At 61.4% G+C, this 16,528-nt stretch carries 18 protein-coding genes; 10 read left to right on the top strand and 8 right to left on the bottom strand.

Annotation, left to right across the window (positions count from 1 at the left end; translation table 11 throughout):
* Positions 1 to 21: 21 nt before the first annotated feature.
* Positions 22 to 1,728 (bottom strand): heparinase II/III family protein, encoded by a 1,707-nt coding sequence (locus AQS8620_RS15885; RefSeq protein WP_085838010.1) that lies wholly within the window; start codon positions 1,726 to 1,728, stop codon positions 22 to 24.
* A gap of 169 nt (positions 1,729 to 1,897) precedes the next feature.
* On the bottom strand, positions 1,898 to 3,193 hold the full coding sequence (locus AQS8620_RS15890; RefSeq protein ID WP_085838011.1) for an RsmB/NOP family class I SAM-dependent RNA methyltransferase: 1,296 nt from the start codon (positions 3,191 to 3,193) through the stop codon (positions 1,898 to 1,900).
* A gap of 57 nt (positions 3,194 to 3,250) precedes the next feature.
* On the opposite strand from AQS8620_RS15890, the gene AQS8620_RS15895 reads away from it, so the two are divergent.
* Entirely contained in the window at positions 3,251 to 3,430 is a 180-nt protein-coding gene (locus AQS8620_RS15895; protein ID WP_085838012.1) for a DUF1674 domain-containing protein, read from the top strand.
* A gap of 42 nt (positions 3,431 to 3,472) precedes the next feature.
* Here AQS8620_RS15895 and dapB read toward each other — a convergent pair whose 3' ends face one another.
* A complete protein-coding gene (gene dapB, locus AQS8620_RS15900; protein WP_085838063.1) occupies positions 3,473 to 4,288 on the bottom strand; it encodes a 4-hydroxy-tetrahydrodipicolinate reductase in 816 nt (271 codons plus the stop codon).
* Positions 4,289 to 4,401: 113 nt separating this feature from the next.
* Between dapB and rbfA the strand changes: the two genes are divergently transcribed.
* The 3 genes from rbfA to AQS8620_RS15915 are packed head-to-tail and all read left to right on the top strand — an operon-like array spanning position 4,402 to position 6,255.
* Complete coding sequence (gene rbfA / locus AQS8620_RS15905) at positions 4,402 to 4,815, top strand: 30S ribosome-binding factor RbfA (protein WP_085838013.1); 414 nt, start codon at positions 4,402 to 4,404, stop codon at positions 4,813 to 4,815.
* Entirely contained in the window at positions 4,815 to 5,720 is a 906-nt protein-coding gene (gene truB, locus AQS8620_RS15910; protein WP_085838014.1) for a tRNA pseudouridine(55) synthase TruB, read from the top strand. Before rbfA ends, truB begins: the two co-directional genes overlap by 1 nt.
* Before the next feature lie 22 nt (positions 5,721 to 5,742).
* Positions 5,743 to 6,255 (top strand): DUF1643 domain-containing protein, encoded by a 513-nt coding sequence (locus tag AQS8620_RS15915; protein WP_085838015.1) that lies wholly within the window; start codon positions 5,743 to 5,745, stop codon positions 6,253 to 6,255.
* Here AQS8620_RS15915 and AQS8620_RS15920 read toward each other — a convergent pair.
* The gene (locus AQS8620_RS15920) at positions 6,252 to 7,793 is read right to left on the bottom strand and encodes a calcium-binding protein (RefSeq protein ID WP_085838016.1); all 1,542 of its coding nucleotides are present in this window, start codon (positions 7,791 to 7,793) and stop codon (positions 6,252 to 6,254) included. The two genes, AQS8620_RS15915 and AQS8620_RS15920, sit on opposite strands and share 4 nt — an antisense overlap.
* A gap of 168 nt (positions 7,794 to 7,961) precedes the next feature.
* Here AQS8620_RS15920 and AQS8620_RS15925 point away from each other — a divergent pair, with 168 nt between their 5' ends.
* The 3 genes from AQS8620_RS15925 to pnp all read left to right on the top strand — a co-directional run bounded on the left by AQS8620_RS15925 (position 7,962) and on the right by pnp (position 11,121).
* Positions 7,962 to 8,258 (top strand): DUF5665 domain-containing protein, encoded by a 297-nt coding sequence (locus AQS8620_RS15925; protein WP_085838017.1) that lies wholly within the window; start codon positions 7,962 to 7,964, stop codon positions 8,256 to 8,258.
* Between the two features lie 201 nt (positions 8,259 to 8,459).
* The gene (rpsO, locus tag AQS8620_RS15930) at positions 8,460 to 8,729 is read left to right on the top strand and encodes a 30S ribosomal protein S15 (protein WP_085838018.1); all 270 of its coding nucleotides are present in this window, start codon (positions 8,460 to 8,462) and stop codon (positions 8,727 to 8,729) included.
* Between the two features lie 259 nt (positions 8,730 to 8,988).
* Positions 8,989 to 11,121 (top strand): polyribonucleotide nucleotidyltransferase, encoded by a 2,133-nt coding sequence (gene pnp, locus AQS8620_RS15935; protein ID WP_085838019.1) that lies wholly within the window; start codon positions 8,989 to 8,991, stop codon positions 11,119 to 11,121.
* A gap of 168 nt (positions 11,122 to 11,289) precedes the next feature.
* Here pnp and AQS8620_RS15940 read toward each other — a convergent pair whose 3' ends face one another.
* Positions 11,290 to 12,489: a capsular polysaccharide export protein, LipB/KpsS family gene (locus AQS8620_RS15940; protein ID WP_085838020.1), complete on the bottom strand. Its 1,200-nt coding sequence runs from the start codon at positions 12,487 to 12,489 to the stop codon at positions 11,290 to 11,292.
* Between the two features lie 97 nt (positions 12,490 to 12,586).
* A complete protein-coding gene (locus AQS8620_RS15945) occupies positions 12,587 to 13,240 on the bottom strand; it encodes a peroxiredoxin (protein WP_085838064.1) in 654 nt (217 codons plus the stop codon).
* A gap of 163 nt (positions 13,241 to 13,403) precedes the next feature.
* Here AQS8620_RS15945 and AQS8620_RS15950 point away from each other — a divergent pair, with 163 nt between their 5' ends.
* The gene (locus tag AQS8620_RS15950) at positions 13,404 to 14,345 is read left to right on the top strand and encodes a ring-cleaving dioxygenase (protein WP_085838021.1); all 942 of its coding nucleotides are present in this window, start codon (positions 13,404 to 13,406) and stop codon (positions 14,343 to 14,345) included.
* A 3-nt stretch (positions 14,346 to 14,348) separates the two neighbouring features.
* Here AQS8620_RS15950 and AQS8620_RS15955 read toward each other — a convergent pair whose 3' ends face one another.
* Together AQS8620_RS15955 and msrC are read right to left on the bottom strand one after the other, a co-directional pair.
* Complete coding sequence (locus AQS8620_RS15955; protein ID WP_085838022.1) at positions 14,349 to 15,005, bottom strand: pseudouridine synthase; 657 nt, start codon at positions 15,003 to 15,005, stop codon at positions 14,349 to 14,351.
* An 82-nt stretch (positions 15,006 to 15,087) separates the two neighbouring features.
* Positions 15,088 to 15,549 carry a free L-methionine (R)-S-oxide reductase MsrC gene (gene msrC / locus AQS8620_RS15960; protein ID WP_085838023.1) on the bottom strand — a complete coding sequence of 154 codons (462 nt, stop codon included), beginning with the start codon at positions 15,547 to 15,549 and terminating at the stop codon, positions 15,088 to 15,090.
* An 89-nt stretch (positions 15,550 to 15,638) separates the two neighbouring features.
* Here msrC and AQS8620_RS15965 point away from each other — a divergent pair, with 89 nt between their 5' ends.
* A complete protein-coding gene (locus AQS8620_RS15965) occupies positions 15,639 to 15,983 on the top strand; it encodes an STAS domain-containing protein (protein ID WP_085838024.1) in 345 nt (114 codons plus the stop codon).
* Positions 15,973 to 16,476 (top strand): ATP-binding protein, encoded by a 504-nt coding sequence (locus AQS8620_RS15970; RefSeq protein WP_085838025.1) that lies wholly within the window; start codon positions 15,973 to 15,975, stop codon positions 16,474 to 16,476. Before AQS8620_RS15965 ends, AQS8620_RS15970 begins: the two co-directional genes overlap by 11 nt.
* Positions 16,477 to 16,528: the final 52 nt, after the last annotated feature.

Raw genomic sequence — 16,528 nt, forward strand, 5'->3', positions numbered from 1 at the left:
CAGGGGTCCCCGAGGGTAAGGTCAGTCCGGTGTCGCGCTGTCGTCCATTTCAAAGTCGCGCAGAGCCGTGGGCGTCTCTGTGGCCTTCGCCAATGTCCAGCGGACGCGCGTCGCATAATCCATTGCGACCGCAGAGAGAACCACTTGTTTTGTCGCACGGGGCTTTAATCGGCCTTTTTCGAGGTAAACCGACCGTTGCAGGCTTAATTTTGCCCGACCATCGTGACGAAACACCCAGATTTCGCCAGACTTGAGCGCCATCGACACGGCGGTGTCGCCCATGTCCAGCGTCGCCTCGACATCGGGATGCAGATGGAAGCGGACGTGGAACGGGATGCCTTGCAGCGTGCTTCGATCCATCGCCGCGTCGAAAATCCGCTCGTCTGTGTTGGTGATCGTCGCAAGCGTATCCTCGCCCACAATCCCGCGCCCGTCCCCCGAGAGATCGAGCTGGCGGATATGGGTCAGCCCGTGGGTCGGCAGATAGCCGTTGTGCCCGCCAACAAACCCCGCACCCTCCTCCGAGCGATGCGCCTCGACGCGCACGTCATCGGGAACATCGACCAGCAATTCACGCTCATGTCCGCCGATGTTGCGACGCGGCCCCAGACGCGACGACGAAAACCCCTCGATCCCCAGCGTGGAATGGGACGGGGTCGCGCGGCCCGCACGTCGCCATTCCTCGCCAAAATGCACCCCCGAGCCGCAGCTGACGATCACCGGTCGCCGCCCGGAGGTCATTTCGAAAGCCAGAGTCGAGGCATGGGCATTGTAGCTCGCGTCAAGAGGCGGCGGCGAGGCGGCATCCACAATCACCGTGGTGCGCCCTGCCGACAGGCGCAGATAGCCCATCGACAACGCGCCGTGATCCTTGGGTTTTACACCTGCATTGGCCAGCGCATGATCCAGCCGTCCGTCCATGCCCCGCCCGCCACCGTGAAACCGCGCAAGCCCGCCGTCGGCATGGCGCAAGGCCCGCAACGCCGGTGCAATGCGCGCAATCGCGGCCAGAATGTCGGGATCGGCAATGCGCCCCGCTTCCGACAGCGCCATGGTGACCCAGTTGAGCAGGGTGAACACCTCCAGCAACTCCTCGGGGTTGCGGGTCGGCAAGCCGCCCGCACCGTCGATTTGCGTCGCGCAGTCAACGGCCAGCGCCTTGATCGCGGAAGCGATGTGTTTTTCCATGCCGCGCAGCGCAAGCCCTGCGTAGATCAGCCCCGCCAAGGCCTCAAAACGCGGCAAGCCGCTTGACGCGACGCGCCACCGGCGGCTGAGAAACAGCGTCTGCTGTGCAAGCGTGCGGTAAAACGCATCCGAGGTCTCGCTCGACTGCCCCGACAGGAAAAACAGCGCATGGTTGATCCAGCGGATCAGACGGCGACCGGTAAGATCGGGCGTCCAGCCCACACCTTTGCCGGTCGCAAACCGTTCCATCCACTGGCGCATCCAGTCCTGCGCGCGCGCCTGCGCTGCCATGTCCCCGACCGCCGCCAGATCGTCGAGCCACGAAAACCCGTGCAACTCTTCGTCAAATCCCGGCCCCGGAGCACCAAGATCCCAGATCGACGTCTTGGGCGCTTCGACCAGATATCCGGCAAAGAGGAAATTGCCCGCGATCAACTGACGCCCGCGGGCAAAGGAGCCGATGGTTTTGGGTTCGGGTTGGGACTGGAATCCCGTTGCAGGGCGCGTCAAAGACGCCCGCCACGCATGAAACCGGTTCATGCGGCGTGTCTTTCGAGCACTCCAGCTATTGTCTTGCAACACGGAAGACATCGGGAAACGATCCTGCCTGATTTCACTGCGACCGGTCTTTGCGACCATGTTTTGCCGCAGCATAGGCCGCGCGACCCCGACTGTCATGCCGCAAAATCATCCACCGGGCCGCTTGTGCTCAATCGCGGCGCAAAACCGTGATGAAGAAACCGTCAAGACCGCCCAGATCGGGCCAGTAATCAGGCCGTGTCCGAAGCCCCTCCGGCCCGATCCACGCCGGATCAACCCCCGCAACCTCAAGCGCCTCCAGATCGACCCGCAGCCCCGCGTGGCGCGCCAAAGCGTCGCGCACCTGTTCCTCGCCCTCGTCGATCAGCAGGCTACAGGTGCAAAACACCAACCGGCCTTCGGGCTTTAGCAGGCCCAGCGCACGGTCGATCAGATGCTCTTGCAACTCGAACAGGCCGGGGAAATCTTCGCCATCCTTGGCATGGGGCAAATCGGGGTGACGCCGGATCGTGCCGGTCGCGGTACAGGGCGCATCCAGCAAAATTGCGTCGAATTTCTCGGCCTCGCCGTCGTATTCCAGCGCATCGCAAACAACCACCTTGGCGGGCAGTTTGACCCGCGCAAGGTTTTCGCGCACCCGCGCCATGCGGCCCTCGGAAATATCCAGCGACGTTACCTGCGCCCCCATCGCCGCCAGTTGCAGCGTCTTGCCACCGGGCGCGGCACACATGTCAAGCACCCGCGCGCCTTTCGCAGGGGCCAGAATTTTCGCGGGCAAGGCCGCGGCCGCATCCTGCACCCACCACTCCCCCGCCTCGAAGCCCTCAAGCGCCGTGACCTGCGCCACATCATGCAACCGCACCGATCCCGTCGCCAAAAGCGTGCCGCCCAACCGCTCGGCAAGCAGCGCCGCATCGCCGCGCGCCGACAGGTCCAGCGGTGCGCCTTTGGCATGGGCCGCTTCCATCAGCGCCACGCTGGCTTTGCCAAAATCCGCAACCAGCACTTTGCGCAACCATTTGGGCAACATTGGCGCGGGCAGACCGGCCCATTTATCACGGCTTTCGGCCACTTTGCGCAGCACGGCGTTTACCAGACCGGAGAAATGGCTGGACTTGGGGCGTTCGCGCATCAACGCGACAGAGGAATTCACCACACCATGCGCGGCCTCACCCGTTTCGCACAATTCGAACACGCCAAGGCGCAGCGCGTTCATCACATGCGGCGCGGGCAGCTTGGCCAAATGGGGGCCCAACATCCGGTCACAGCGGTCCAGCACCCGCAAACACCCCACCGCAAGGCGCTGGGCGCGGGCACGATCACCCGGATCAAGGCGCTCGGTCTTGGCGGCAAGCACTTCGGAAAGCTGGCGCTTTTCGATCAGAACGGCATCCAGCAGCGCAAGGGCGGCACGGCGAGCGTCCAGCGCGGGGTCTTTGGCGGTTTTGTCAGGTCTTGTTCCCATGACATAGCGGCGTATATCAGGAATGGTCCCGCGCCAAGAGTGACATGAGGAAGAACCATGACAGAACGCGATATCAGCCACCTGCCCCCCGCCGCGCAACGCGCCCTCGCCGAAGCGGCAGAACGCAAGCGCACAGCGGAAAAGACCGAGATGCCGCTCGAACTGGGCGGGCGCGAAGGCCCCGAACCCGTGCGTTTCGGCGATTGGGAAAAGAAAGGCATCGCCATCGATTTCTGATGGCACTGCCCTGATCGTTTAAAAAGCGGTCACCAGCGGGGGCTAGTCGGCCAATCCCAGCACATCGAGCATGTCGTATTCGCCCGGCGCGCGGCCCTGCCCCCAAATCGCCGCCCGCACAGCGCCTTTGGCAAAAAGCGAGCGGTCCGAAGCGACATGGCGCAGGATGATACGCTCGCCCTCGCCCGCAAACAGCACATCGTGTTCGCCGATGATGTCACCGCCGCGAATGGCGCTAAAGCCGATATCGCCCTGCTGGCGCGCGCTGGTGATGCCATCGCGCCCCGAATCACGCACATCCGCCAGTTTGACACCGCGCCCCTGTGCCGCAGCCTCGCCCAGCATCAGCGCCGTGCCCGAGGGCGCATCCACCTTGCGGTTGTGATGCGCTTCGATAATTTCAATGTCGTAATCGACGTCGAGGGCCGCTGCGACCATCCTGGTCAATTTGGTCAAAAGGTTCACGCCCAAGGACATGTTGCCCGCCCGGATGATCGTCGCATGGCGTCCCGCCGCCGTCAGCTTGGCAAGCTCGGCCTCATCCATGCCCGTCGTCCCGATCACATGCACGATGCGCGCCTGAGCGGCCAGAGCGGCAAATTCGACCGTGGCGCTGGGCGCGGTAAAATCAATGACGGCATCGGCACTTGCAAAGGCTTCAAGGGCATCGTCGCTGACCATAACGCCCAGCGCGCCGCCGCCCATGCACAGGCCCGCATCGCGGCCGATCCAGTCATGCCCGCTACGTTCGATCGCGCCCACAAGGGTGCATTTGTCCGAGGCGCTCACGGTCTTCATCAACATCTGGCCCATGCGGCCCGAAGCCCCCGTCACCACGATTTTCGGCAAGTCGCCCATCTGCGTCATCCTCTTTCTCTGTTGTGCCGTTCTTAGCCGCCCGCAAGCCCCCTTGCAAAGCCCCGCTTGCATGGTGCTTGCATGGCGCGGGCAAGAGCACTATTTCGCAGGGCATGGCAAAACGTTCCCATTCCGGCGGACCCAACGGTTCGCACCGCACCCTTCGAGTCGGCGAGGCGATCCGCCGCCGGCTGTCAGAACTTCTCCAGCGTGGCGAAATCCACGATCCGGACCTCACCGCGATGTCCATCACCGTGGGCGAGGTGCGCGTGTCGCCGGACCTGTCCTCCGCGACGGCCTATGTGTTGCCGCTTGGCGGCGGAGACGCCGATCTGCTGCTGGACGCGCTGCGGCGCAATCGCGGCGAGATTCGCCACCACATCGCCAAGGCGCTTCAAATCAAACATGTCCCCGACCTGAAATTCGCGGTCGATGACACGTTCGACCGCATGGACGCGACCCGCCGCATGTTCGCGGACGAACGGGTGCGCCGCGATCTGGACACCGAAGGCGATGAGGAAGAATAATGGCGCGCCGCAAAAAGGGTCGTGACGTTCACGGCTGGCTGATCGTGGACAAACCTGCCGGGCTGACCTCCACCGCCGTTGTCAACAAGGTGCGCTGGGCATTTGACGCCAAGAAGGCAGGCCATGCAGGGACGCTTGATCCAGCGGCAACCGGCGTGCTGGCGATTGCTCTGGGAGAGGCCACGAAAACGGTTCCCTTCATCACCGATGCGCTGAAATGCTACCGCTTTCTGGTCACGCTGGGCGCGGCCACCAACACCGATGATGCCGAGGGCGAGGTGATCGAGACCTCTGATCTGCGCCCCACGGACGGCGACATCGAAGCCGCCTTGCCGCGCTTTGTCGGTGACATCGAACAGGTGCCGCCCAAGTTTTCTGCGGTCAAAATCGACGGCGAGCGCGCCTACGCGCTGGCGCGTGACAACGAGGACTTCGAAATTGCGGCCCGTCCGCTCTATGTCGAAGAGCTCAAATTCATATCGCGCCCTGACGCCGATCACGTCGAGTTGGAAATGACCTGCGGCAAGGGCGGCTATGTGCGCGCCATCGCCCGCGATCTGGGCGAGACGCTTGGCTGTCTTGGGCATGTCGAGTGGCTGCGCCGCGAATGGTCCGGCCCGTGGGATGTCGAAGAGGGCATTTCGCTGGCCCTTGTAGATGATCTTGCCAAGACCGAGGCGCTGGATATCCACCTGCGCCCCCTTGAAGAAGGCCTTGCCGATCTGCCCGAATACATGCTGACGCCCGAGGGCGCGGTGCGCATGCGCAACGGCAATCCGGGCATGATTTACCCCGGTGAGGCCGAATGGGGTGACGAGGTCTGGTGTTCCTTCCAAGGGGTTCCGGTCGGCGTTGGCATTCTGAAAGGCGCCGAAGTGCACCCCTCGCGCGTCTTCAACCTTTGAGCCTTCTGGGGCCCCGAGCGCGATGATCACCCGCACCCATCTGAAAGGCGATGCGCCCTCGACCGCGGTCTATTCCGACTGCGAGCGGTTTCGCTATTCGCTGGAGCGCAGTTGGGATGCGCAGGGGCGCAAAGTGTTGTTCGTCATGCTCAACCCCTCAACGGCGACCGAGGTGCAAAACGACCCGACGGTTGAACGCTGCGAGCGACGCGCGCGGGCTTTGGGCTACGGGGCCTTTTGCGTCACCAACATCTTTGCATGGCGCGACACGGACCCCAGGAAAATGCGGGCCGCCAGCGATCCGGTGGGACCACAAAACGACGCCACACTCGTACGGTTTGCGCAGTGGGCCGATGACATTGTCTGCGCCTGGGGCACCCATGGCGCGCATCTGGGACGCGGCGCGCAGGTCGAGGCACTGCTGCGCGCGACCGGCAAACCGCTGACGCATCTTGGCTTGAGCAAAGCGGGCCACCCCAAGCATCCGCTCTACATCGGATACCACCAGCAACCCCAAGCCTGGGATAAACCCTAGCGGGCCGCACCGTAGCTCGCGGAAATATCCGCCGCCGAGACATTCGTCACATTGTGCAAAACAGCGACCAGATCACCATCGATGCTGACGGTCGTGCCCGTGCCATCTTCCGAGGTGCCAAGGGTAATTTCAGGTGTCCCCTCAGCCCCATCAGGGGCATCATAGGTGATGTGCAACAGGTCTTCGCCCGTGGTGAAATCCGTGATCGCCGCATGGCCGCTGTCCGCAGCGCCGCCGTGATACAGCAAAAAGCTATCCGCGCCAGCGCCACCGGTTGCGGTATCATCGGTATCCATCACGAGGCTATCGTCGCCCCCGCCGCCCGACAGCACATCCGCCCCCGCGCCACCGATCAGCATTTCCGAGGCCGCGCCGCCATGGATCTGATCATTGCCCGCGCCACCGTCCAGAACATAGCTGCCCGCGCCATCACTGCCGTAAAGGGTGTCATTGCCCCCCTCACCGTTCAGAATCGCAGAGCCATCCGTCGCACCGAGCGTGTCATCGCCGTCACCGGCATTCACCACGGCGGCGGCATCCCCCGTCACAATCGTGTCGTTGCCAGCACCGCCGGTGACATCCTCGAACGTGACGCCGTCCTCGAACGCGAAGGCATCTTCGTCGAACCAGATGTCATCCGTTGCGCCCTGCTCATTGGGGTCATCACTTAGAACCAGCGTTTCGCCACCATCGCCCAGCCTGTAGCTATTGCCTGCGGAAGGGGCGGCATCACCGGGCTCTGGCGTCAGAATATCGTCCTGCGAGGTGTCGACATCACTATGGTCCTCTTCGGCATCAGGATCATTCGCGCCAATGGCCAGTTCTTCGCCCTCGGTGCCGCCGGGCGTGTCGATCGCGTCCCCGTCCTCAGGCGTCAAGGCCGTGCTGACAAGCCAGTCGGACAGCGATTGCGACACATCCTCACCGCTTTCGGGATCGGTGAATTCAAGCCAGATATCATCCGACGGAACAGAGGACAGGCCGTTGAACCCGATCGAGGTCTCGCCTGCCTCATTGGTATAGCTGAGAATGGCATCATTGGTGCCCGCATCCTTGCCAAAGCTGAAGGACCCTTGCGCACCATCTTTGAGCGAGAGGGACAAAACATCCTCGCCCGCCACAAACCCGTCGATTTCCACGGCGGAGCCATCTGCGTCCATTTCGTAGACATCGCTTTCGCCATCGGTAAAGCTGACCGTTTCCGGTGTGCTCTCATCGCTGTCTTCGAGGCTATCCTCGTCAAGCGCCTGACCGGAGTCCTGCGCGTCGGCGGAACCGGCCTCTTGCGCGGGGTCTTCGCCTGCGCTGTCGGGAGTACCCGCGCTGTCCAGACTGTCCGCACTGTCGGAAGTGTCCGCGGCGGCATCCACATCTGCACTCATATCGTCCAGCAAATCCGGCACATCCGCGCCAGCAGAATTCACCGACGCCTGTTCCAGATCGGCTGCATCATCGGTCTCATCGTCCGTCTGTTCCGGCGCTACATCTGGCATCAACGCCACTGGCAGCATACCGAGCAACAAAAGTGCCCAAAGCATCACGTAACCTCACCACAAACCCAACACCCAGCTAACACATCCCCCTTGAAAACACTACAAAGCAATTGCAAAAATTCAAGCTAAACCACTGTTAATAAAGGTTAACACGCCAACCTCACGGCGTGAGGAACTGCTTTACCTGGCCCGAGAACCTGCTAACTTGCGGGGATGTCACGTGAAACCGAAGAACTCATGGCGGATCTGGAAGGCTTGCGAATTGAAGTCGCACGCCTGAACAACCACCGCTTTATCAAAATTCACAACTCCACTTTGCGCCTTGTCTGGTTCCAGCTTCTGCGCGGACTGGCCTTTGGTTTCGGGTCGGTGGCAGGGGCGACGGTGGTCGTGTCCATTGCGGGCTATTTCCTCAGCCATATCGACTTTGTACCGATTCTTGGCGATTGGGCCTCGGCGCTGGCCGAAGAAATCATGTCCAACACCCAGAGGGTCGAAACCGGCCAATAGACCGCAATTTCATTGGATTTTCGCGCCTGCAGGGCAGCTCTGCCAGTGTTTTGCACGCGATCGGGCAAAAACGCTTTCTTTTTGATGCCCGTTTGCCTATATGCGCGCATCCGGTCAAAACTTTGCACGGATACCTCCATGGGCCTTGCTGGACGACATCCCGGCCTGCGCCATAACCCTTTTCCTTGAAAGGAGACCCCGATGTCGATCACTGTTGAAGAAAAACAACGCCTGATGAAAGAATTCGCGACGAAAGAGGGCGACACCGGCTCCCCCGAAGTTCAAGTCGCAATCCTGACCTCGCGCATCGCGACGCTCACCGAGCACTTCAAATCGCACAAAAAAGACAACCACTCGCGTCGTGGTCTTTTGATGATGGTTGCCCAGCGCCGCAAGCTGCTCGACTACACCAAAGCCAAAGACGAAGAGCGCTACAAGTCGCTCATCGCACGCCTCGGCATCCGTCGCTAATCCGACGCCCCGCCCGAGCAAGTTTGAAACGCCCGCCCGTCATCGGAGCGGGCGTTTTTTATGGGCACCTGTCACAGGGCTGTGCAAAAGCAATCCCTTCCCAAATTGCCTGTTTTCCTGTAAGAGGCGCCCATCTGAGACGTGGTGCGACGACCCCCGCACTGTGCATTTGAGATGACGGGGTCGGCGGCAATGGGGCCGCCATTCAAAACGGGAGCCTCGACAGGGGTCGAGACTGCTCCCTCACAGGATACGCTTGATGTTCAACGAAGTTAAAAAATCCATCCAGTGGGGCGAAGAAACGCTTACGCTGGAAACCGGCAAAGTCGCGCGTCAGGCCGACGGCACGGTCATCGCCACGCTGGGCGAGACCTCCGTCATGGCCAACGTCACTTTTGCAAAACAGCAAAAGCCCGGTCAGGACTTCTTCCCGCTGACGGTCCACTACCAAGAAAAATACTACGCAGCCGGCAAAGTGCCCGGCGGCTTCTTCAAACGTGAAGCCCGCCCGACCGAAAAAGAAACGCTGACCGCGCGCCTGATCGACCGTCCGATCCGCCCGCTCTTCGTGCCCGGTTTCAAGAACGAAGTGCTCGTCATGTGCACCGTTCTGTCGCACGATCTGGAAAACGATCCCGATGTTGTGGCCATGATCGCCGCCTCTGCCGCGCTGACCATTTCCGGTGCGCCGTTCCGTGGCCCGATCGCCGGTTGCCGCGTCGGCTACACCGAGGGCAACTACGTCCTCAACCCCGCGGTTGACGACATGCAGGGCCTGCGCAACAACCCCGACCAGCGTCTCGACCTGGTCGTTGCAGGCACCAAAGACGCCGTGATGATGGTGGAATCCGAAGCCTACGAGCTGACCGAAGAAGAAATGCTCGGCGCGGTCAACTTTGCCCACGAACAAATCCAGCCCGTGATCGACCTGATCATCTCGCTGGCAGAGGCCTCGGCCAAAGAGCCCTTCGAATTCGCAGCCCCCGACTACTCGGCACTCTACGAGACGGTCAAAGCGGCGGGCGAACAAGCCATGCGCGACGCCTACGCAATCACCGACAAACAAGAGCGCGTTGCCGCTGTGTCGGCTGCGAAAGAGGGCATCAAATCCGCTCTTTCCGAAGAGCAGCTGGAAGACGAGAACCTCGGCTCCGCGCTGAAGAAACTCGAGTCCGCCGTCCTGCGCGGCACGGTTGTCAAAGAAGGCAAACGCATCGACGGTCGTGCGCTAGATCAGGTCCGCGCGATCGAGGCCGAAACCGGCCTGCTGCCGCGCACCCACGGTTCCGCGCTGTTCACCCGTGGTGAAACACAGGGCCTCGTGGTCACCACGCTGGGCACCGGCGACGACGAGCAGATCATCGACGCGCTGCACGGCAACTTCCGCTCGAACTTCCTGCTGCATTACAACTTCCCTCCCTACTCGGTGGGTGAAGTTGGCCGCGTCGGTTCGCCCGGTCGTCGTGAAATCGGTCACGGGAAACTTGCATGGCGCGCCCTTCAGGCCGTTCTGCCCGCCCCCACCGATTTCCCCTACACCATCCGCGTTGTGTCCGAGATCACTGAATCCAACGGCTCGTCCTCCATGGCGTCCGTCTGTGGCGGTTCGCTGTCGATGATGGATGCCGGTGTGCCGCTCAAAGCCGCCGTTGCCGGTGTGGCCATGGGCCTGATCCTCGAAGAAGACGGCTCCTACGCTGTTCTCACCGACATCCTGGGTGATGAAGATCACCTTGGTGACATGGACTTCAAAGTGGCTGGCACCGAAGCGGGGATCACCTCGCTCCAGATGGACATCAAAGTCGCCGGCATCACCCCCGAGATCATGCAAAAAGCCCTTTCCCAAGCGAAAGAAGGCCGGATGCACATCCTCGGCGAGATGAACAAAGCGCTTTCGGGTGCTGGCCAATTCTCGGCTCACGCCCCGCGCATCGAGACCATGCAGATCCCCACGGATAAAATCCGCGAAGTGATCGGTTCGGGCGGCAAAGTGATCCGCGAAATCGTCGAAGTGTCCGGTGCCAAAGTGGACATCAACGACGAAGGCATCATCAAGATTGCCTCCTCCAACGGGGATGCCATCCAGAAAGCCTACGACATGATCCATTCGATCGTCGCAGAGCCCGAAGAAGGCAAGATCTACAAAGGCAAGGTCGTGAAAGTCGTCGATTTCGGCGTTTTCGTGAACTTCTTTGGCAAGCGTGACGGTCTCGTCCACGTCAGCCAGATCGAAAACCGTCGCCTGAACCACCCCTCCGACGTGCTCAAGGAAGGTCAGGAAGTGTTCGTCAAACTTCTGGGCTTCGATGATCGCGGCAAGGTGCGTCTGGCCATGAAAATGGTCGACCAAGCCACCGGTGAGGAACTGAAAGAAGACGCTGCAGAGGCCTAAGCCCTGACGCCATGACACAGGAAGCCCCGCTGGAGACAGCGGGGCTTTTTCGTTGCGACCTGTGACGCTGGTTGCACAGGAGGTCGTGTCGTTGCTGGGTCTGCTGGGGGATGGTTGGTTGCCGCGCGTTGCAAGCCGGACATGCAGCCGCGCAGGCGGTTCCAGGCCTCAGCCGGCCCCGCGCGTAAGGATCTGGTCGCGCAGCTTGTCCCGCGCGACGAGGTCTGCCAGCCCAAACGACCCATCGATGACCGCGGCCACCCGCGGATAATAGGCGGCGTCCAGATAGGACATGAACGCATCCCGCGCGCCTGCATCAAAGGCCAGTTTTTCAGGGGCGGACAGGACCTGCGCCAGCTCCTGCGCGTCGGACACCTTGTGCGCCAGATGATCAAACGCGTAGAACGCCTCGCCAAGCACCAGAACCGGCTTGTCAAAAAAGAAGGCTTGCAAACCGACCGAGGAATTCACGTTCACAACGGCGCGCGCGGCGCTCACCTGCGCGAAGGTATCCGTACTATTGTCGACGCGAAATTTCGGCCCCGCGAGGGCGGCGAGTTTTTCGCCGAAAGAAATGCGTGCCGACGGGTGTTCCTTGATGCGCAAATGCCATCCGTCGGGAAGCGCCTGCGCGGCGCGCGCAAGTTCGTCGATCATATGGTCAACCGAAGTGATCCAGTCGCCGTAAATCGTGATCTGGCTGTCACCGGGCACTTGCAGCGGGCAGAAAATGAACTTTTCCGCGCCCAGCGCCGCATCCGAGGCCCCCTGCCCGACATCGTCGCGATCGGCCTTGCGCGGGACAAGCTGGCTGCGCAGATCACGCCAACGGTCGGGCGCAACACCGCTTTGCGCCAGCCAGTCGTGGTAAAATCCGATGCGTCGGGGCAGGGAGGACCCGAAATTCACCCCTGCAAAATCAATCGTGACTCGCGCGGGAAGCGGGGCTTCCTCGAAATAGATCACCGGCATGCCCCGCGCCGTTGCAGCGTCCGCAAGCACACGACGATGCCCCTTGATCCCGTTCCAGATGACCACAAACGCATCGGGCCGGCGCGCGAAAAACCGATCGCACCAGTTGAACTGCCACGTCAGGAACATGCGCTTGGCCCATTTCGCGACAGCCGTCTTATGCTGTTTGTTGCCCGACTGCGCGGCATATTCAATCTGTGCAGCGTCGGGCACTGTTTTCCCGAAGGGCCAGATGCCGACATCCTTGAAACCCACCGCCGCCTGCAGATCGAACAGCCCGCGATAAATCGCGTTGATCCGCTCTTTGCGCGACCAATGAATGATCGGCGTCCCCGTCATAAGCCGCTCCACGTCAGGCGCGACAGGTCGGGCATGCGCAGGTTTTGGCGGGGTCATCTGATCTCTCTTTCACTGGGTGCTTCAGATATGCCCCAAGGCAAACGCAAACGCCACCCCGAGGGGTGGCGCGCGCAGGGCTCACAAAGAAGAGCGCTTATTTGGGGTCTTTGGCAAAACGCAGGTACTTCAGCTTTTTGTCCAAGCTGCCGTATTTTTCCTCTGCGGCAGCGTCATCCAGCGACAAGGCCACGATCACATCCTTGCCGGTTTCCCAGTTGGCAGGGGTTGCCAGCGGGACACCAAAGGTCTTTTGCAACGCATCCAGCGCGCGCAGCACCTCGGCAAAGTTGCGGCCCACCGACATCGGGTAGGTCATCGACAGTTGCAGTTTCTTGTCGGGCGAAATGATGAAGACCGACCGCACCGTGGCCGTATTGGCCGGCGTGCGGCCTTCGGGCAGATAGGCCTCGGCGGGCAGCATGTCGAAGGCTTTGGACACCGCCAAATCGCCGTCGGCGATGATCGGGAAGCCGGCCGCGCAGCCCGCAAAAGATTCGATATCCGCTTTCCAGCCTTTGTGTTCCTCGACGCCGTCCACCGACACGCCGATCACCTTGGTGCCACGCTTGGCCCATTCCTCCGACAGCTGCGCGACGGCACCGAATTCGGTGGTGCAGACGGGGGTGAAATCTTTGGGATGGGAAAAGAGAATGGCCCAGCTATCGCCAATCCAGTCGTGAAAGCTGATCTCGCCCTGATCGGTTTGGGCGGTAAAATCGGGAACGATATCGTTAATGCGCAGAGCCATGTCTGTCTCCTTTTTGAAATCTCTGCCCCCTAGATAGAGGGTCACGGGCGCGGTTGCATCCCCCTTGCCGCGGGAATCGTACATCCCCGCGCGCCGCGATCACGGTGAAATGTTTGCGCAAGCCAGAGGACGCGCTATCTGTGGTGAAACTCAGGAGACGCCGATGCTTAGCCAAATCAACGGATTGCACCATATCACGCTTTTGGCCTCGGATGCGGAGCGCAACAACGCCTTTTACACCCGCGCGCTTGGATTGCGGCGCGTCAAGAAAACGGTGAATTTCGACGCGCCCGACGTTTACCATCTGTATTTCGGTGACAGTCAGGGCACACCCGGCACCGTGATGACCGCCTTTCCCTTTCCGCGGGCGAAACGCGGGGCGCATGGCACGGGTGAGGTGGGGCTGTCTGCCTTTGCCATCCCCCAAGGCACCCTTCCCTTCTGGACCAACCGCCTTGCAGAACTCGACATGATCAACCTGCGCGAAAGCGAAGTCTTCGGACAGGCGCGGCTCGATTTCGAGGGACCGGATGGCGAGGAACTGGCGCTGGTCGAAACCGCGACGGACCCGCGCGATGGTTCGGACCGGCTGTGGAGCGCGCGCGTCCCGCCCGAGGCCGCCATCCGCGGCTTTCACTCCGCGATTTTGCGCGTACAGGACGGCGGCGCAACGGCAGAGCTTTTGACCGAAATGGGCTACCGGGAAACCGGCGCGCAGGCCACCTTGCGCCGGTTTGCGCGCGACAGCGGCAACGGCGCGCATATCATCGATCTCGAAGTCCTGAATGGCGCGCCGGTTGCTACCTCTGGTGCCGGCGCGGTGCATCACATTGCCTTCTCGATCAGCACGAGCGCACAACAAAAAGCGATTCACGCCGATCTCGTGGCACAAGGGTTTCGCGTCACCGAGGTCATCGACCGCGACTATTTCACCGCGATCTATTTTCGCACCCCCGAAGGCATCTTGTTTGAAATCGCCACGGACACGCCCGGCTTTACCGTCGATGAAGACCCGGCGCATCTGGGCGAGGCGCTACAGTTGCCCGCCCAACACGCCCCCAAACGCGAACAGATCGAACGGCGCTTGAAACCCTTTGACGACTGACCTCTAGAACGGACATTTGGCAGAAAAGCTCATGCCCTGCCCCCCTTCGGGGTGGCGCAGCCGCAGGTTTTCGGCGTGTAGCATCAACCGCGGAGCCGCGCGGGCCGCGCCGGTGGCGTAAAACGGATCGCCCAGAATGGGATGGCCGATTTCGCGCATATGCACACGCAACTGGTGCGACCGGCCTGTTTTTGGATAAAGGCGCACACGCGTTGCCGTGTCCTCGTAGCGCACCACACGCCAATCGGTCACTGCCTCGCGCCCGCGTTCGAAATCAACCATCTGAAGCGGGCGATTTGGCCAATCCACGATCAACGGCAGGTTCACGGTGCCGGTTTTCTCCGCCAGCCGCCCAAAAACCCGCGCGACATAGGTCTTTTTCGTCATCCGCTTTTCAAATTGCAGCCCGATGTGGCGCTGCGCATTCGGCGTCAGGGCGAAAATCATCACCCCCGACGTGTCGCGGTCCAGGCGGTGGATCAACAATGCCTCGGGATAGACCGCCTGCACCCGCGCGATCAGGCAATCCGCAAGATGTTCTCCCTTGCCCGGCACAGACAACAGGCCGGACGGTTTATCGACCACGAGAATTTCATGATCGACATGCAAGATCACCAACGGGTCCTGCGGCGGGGTGTAGACACTATCGAATTGGATCATGCCGCGCCCCTTAGCATGGCTGTTCGGGCTTGGCGACCGTCCACGGCACACCCGATCTCCCCCGCGCGCCCGAGCATGGGCGTCAGGCCGCAACCACCGCCGCAAACACCTCGGCAAGCATCAGCGCAAGTTCATCGGCATCGGTCCGGGTGAAAGCGTCCGGCTGGTTGCTGTCGATATCGAACACCCCAAGCAGCACTCCCCCGCGCCCGAACACCGGAAGGACAAGTTCGGACCGCGTCGAAGAGGCGCAAGCGATATGCCCGTCAAAGGCCTCCACATCCGGCACAAGCTGCACTTTGCCCTCGCGCGCTGCCGCCCCGCACACCCCGCGCGAAAACGGGATCACCAAACAGCCGTGCCCGCCTTGGTAGGGGCCGATTTTCAACAGCTGCGGCGCGGTGACACGGTAAAATCCCGTCCAGTCGAAACGATCATCGCTGTGATGCACTTCGCAGGCAACCGTCGCCATCAGGGCGACCGAATCGTCCTCTCCTTGGGTTAGAGACCGGATCGTGCGGCGTAAATCGTCATAATCGGGCATAAAAACTCGCGTGGGTTTGAAGTGGAAAACGGGTTGGTAACCTTTGCGCCCTAATCTCTGGGGTGAAGGACGCAAGCAGGAGACAGCATATGGAATTCAAAACCTCGGAATATGCAGGGACCCTGCTTGTTCAAGTTGGATGTACACGCATTGATGCCGCCTGCGCCATCCAGTTTAAGGATGCGGTACGCGATCTTGCCGATTCCGAACAGGACCGGATCGTTCTGGACCTCAGCATGGTGGACTTTCTCGACAGCTCCGGTTTGGGCGCGGTTGTTGCCGCGCTCAAGGCGATCGGTCCGAACAAGACGCTGCAACTCGCAGGGCTGACCCCTACCGTCAAAAAAGTGTTTCATCTCACGCGGATGGATAGTGTTTTTACCATTCACGCGACCGCCACTGACGCCATCGAAGGATTAGCCAATGCGTCCTGAACGCGTACAGGAAACCCCCTCCAGCCCTGCTCATAAAATAGAGGGGCACGGGCGCAATGAAGTGCGACTGATCCTGCCTGCCACGCCGACCGCCGTGCGCCGCGCCCTTGGCAGCCTGCGCGCAGGCCTTTGCGCGCAAGACCTTGACGCCGAGGAATTGGGCACCATCGAGCTGGTGCTGGCAGAAGTCCTGAACAATGTCGTCGAGCACGCCTACGAGAACTCGGGTCGTGGCACCATCGAAGTGCGTGTGAACACAGGCGATCGCGGGCTTTATTTCACGGTGCAGGACGAAGGCAAACCCATGCCTGAGAACATGCCGCCGCTGGGCAGTCAGGTGCCGCAAGACTGCGATATCGCGGATCTGCCCGAGGGCGGGTTTGGGTGGTTCCTGATCCGCGAATTGGTCAAGGACCTGTTCTATTTGCGCGTTGATGAGGTGAACAAAGTGACCTTTCGCCTGGCCGTCGGGAATCTTCAAAACACGGTCTAGACCCGCCGACCAAGCGGGCAGACACATGGCACGACCTCGGCGCCAAACCCGC

The organism is Aquimixticola soesokkakensis (assembly GCF_900172375.1).
GTDB classification, from domain to species: Bacteria; Pseudomonadota; Alphaproteobacteria; order Rhodobacterales; family Rhodobacteraceae; genus Aquimixticola; species Aquimixticola soesokkakensis.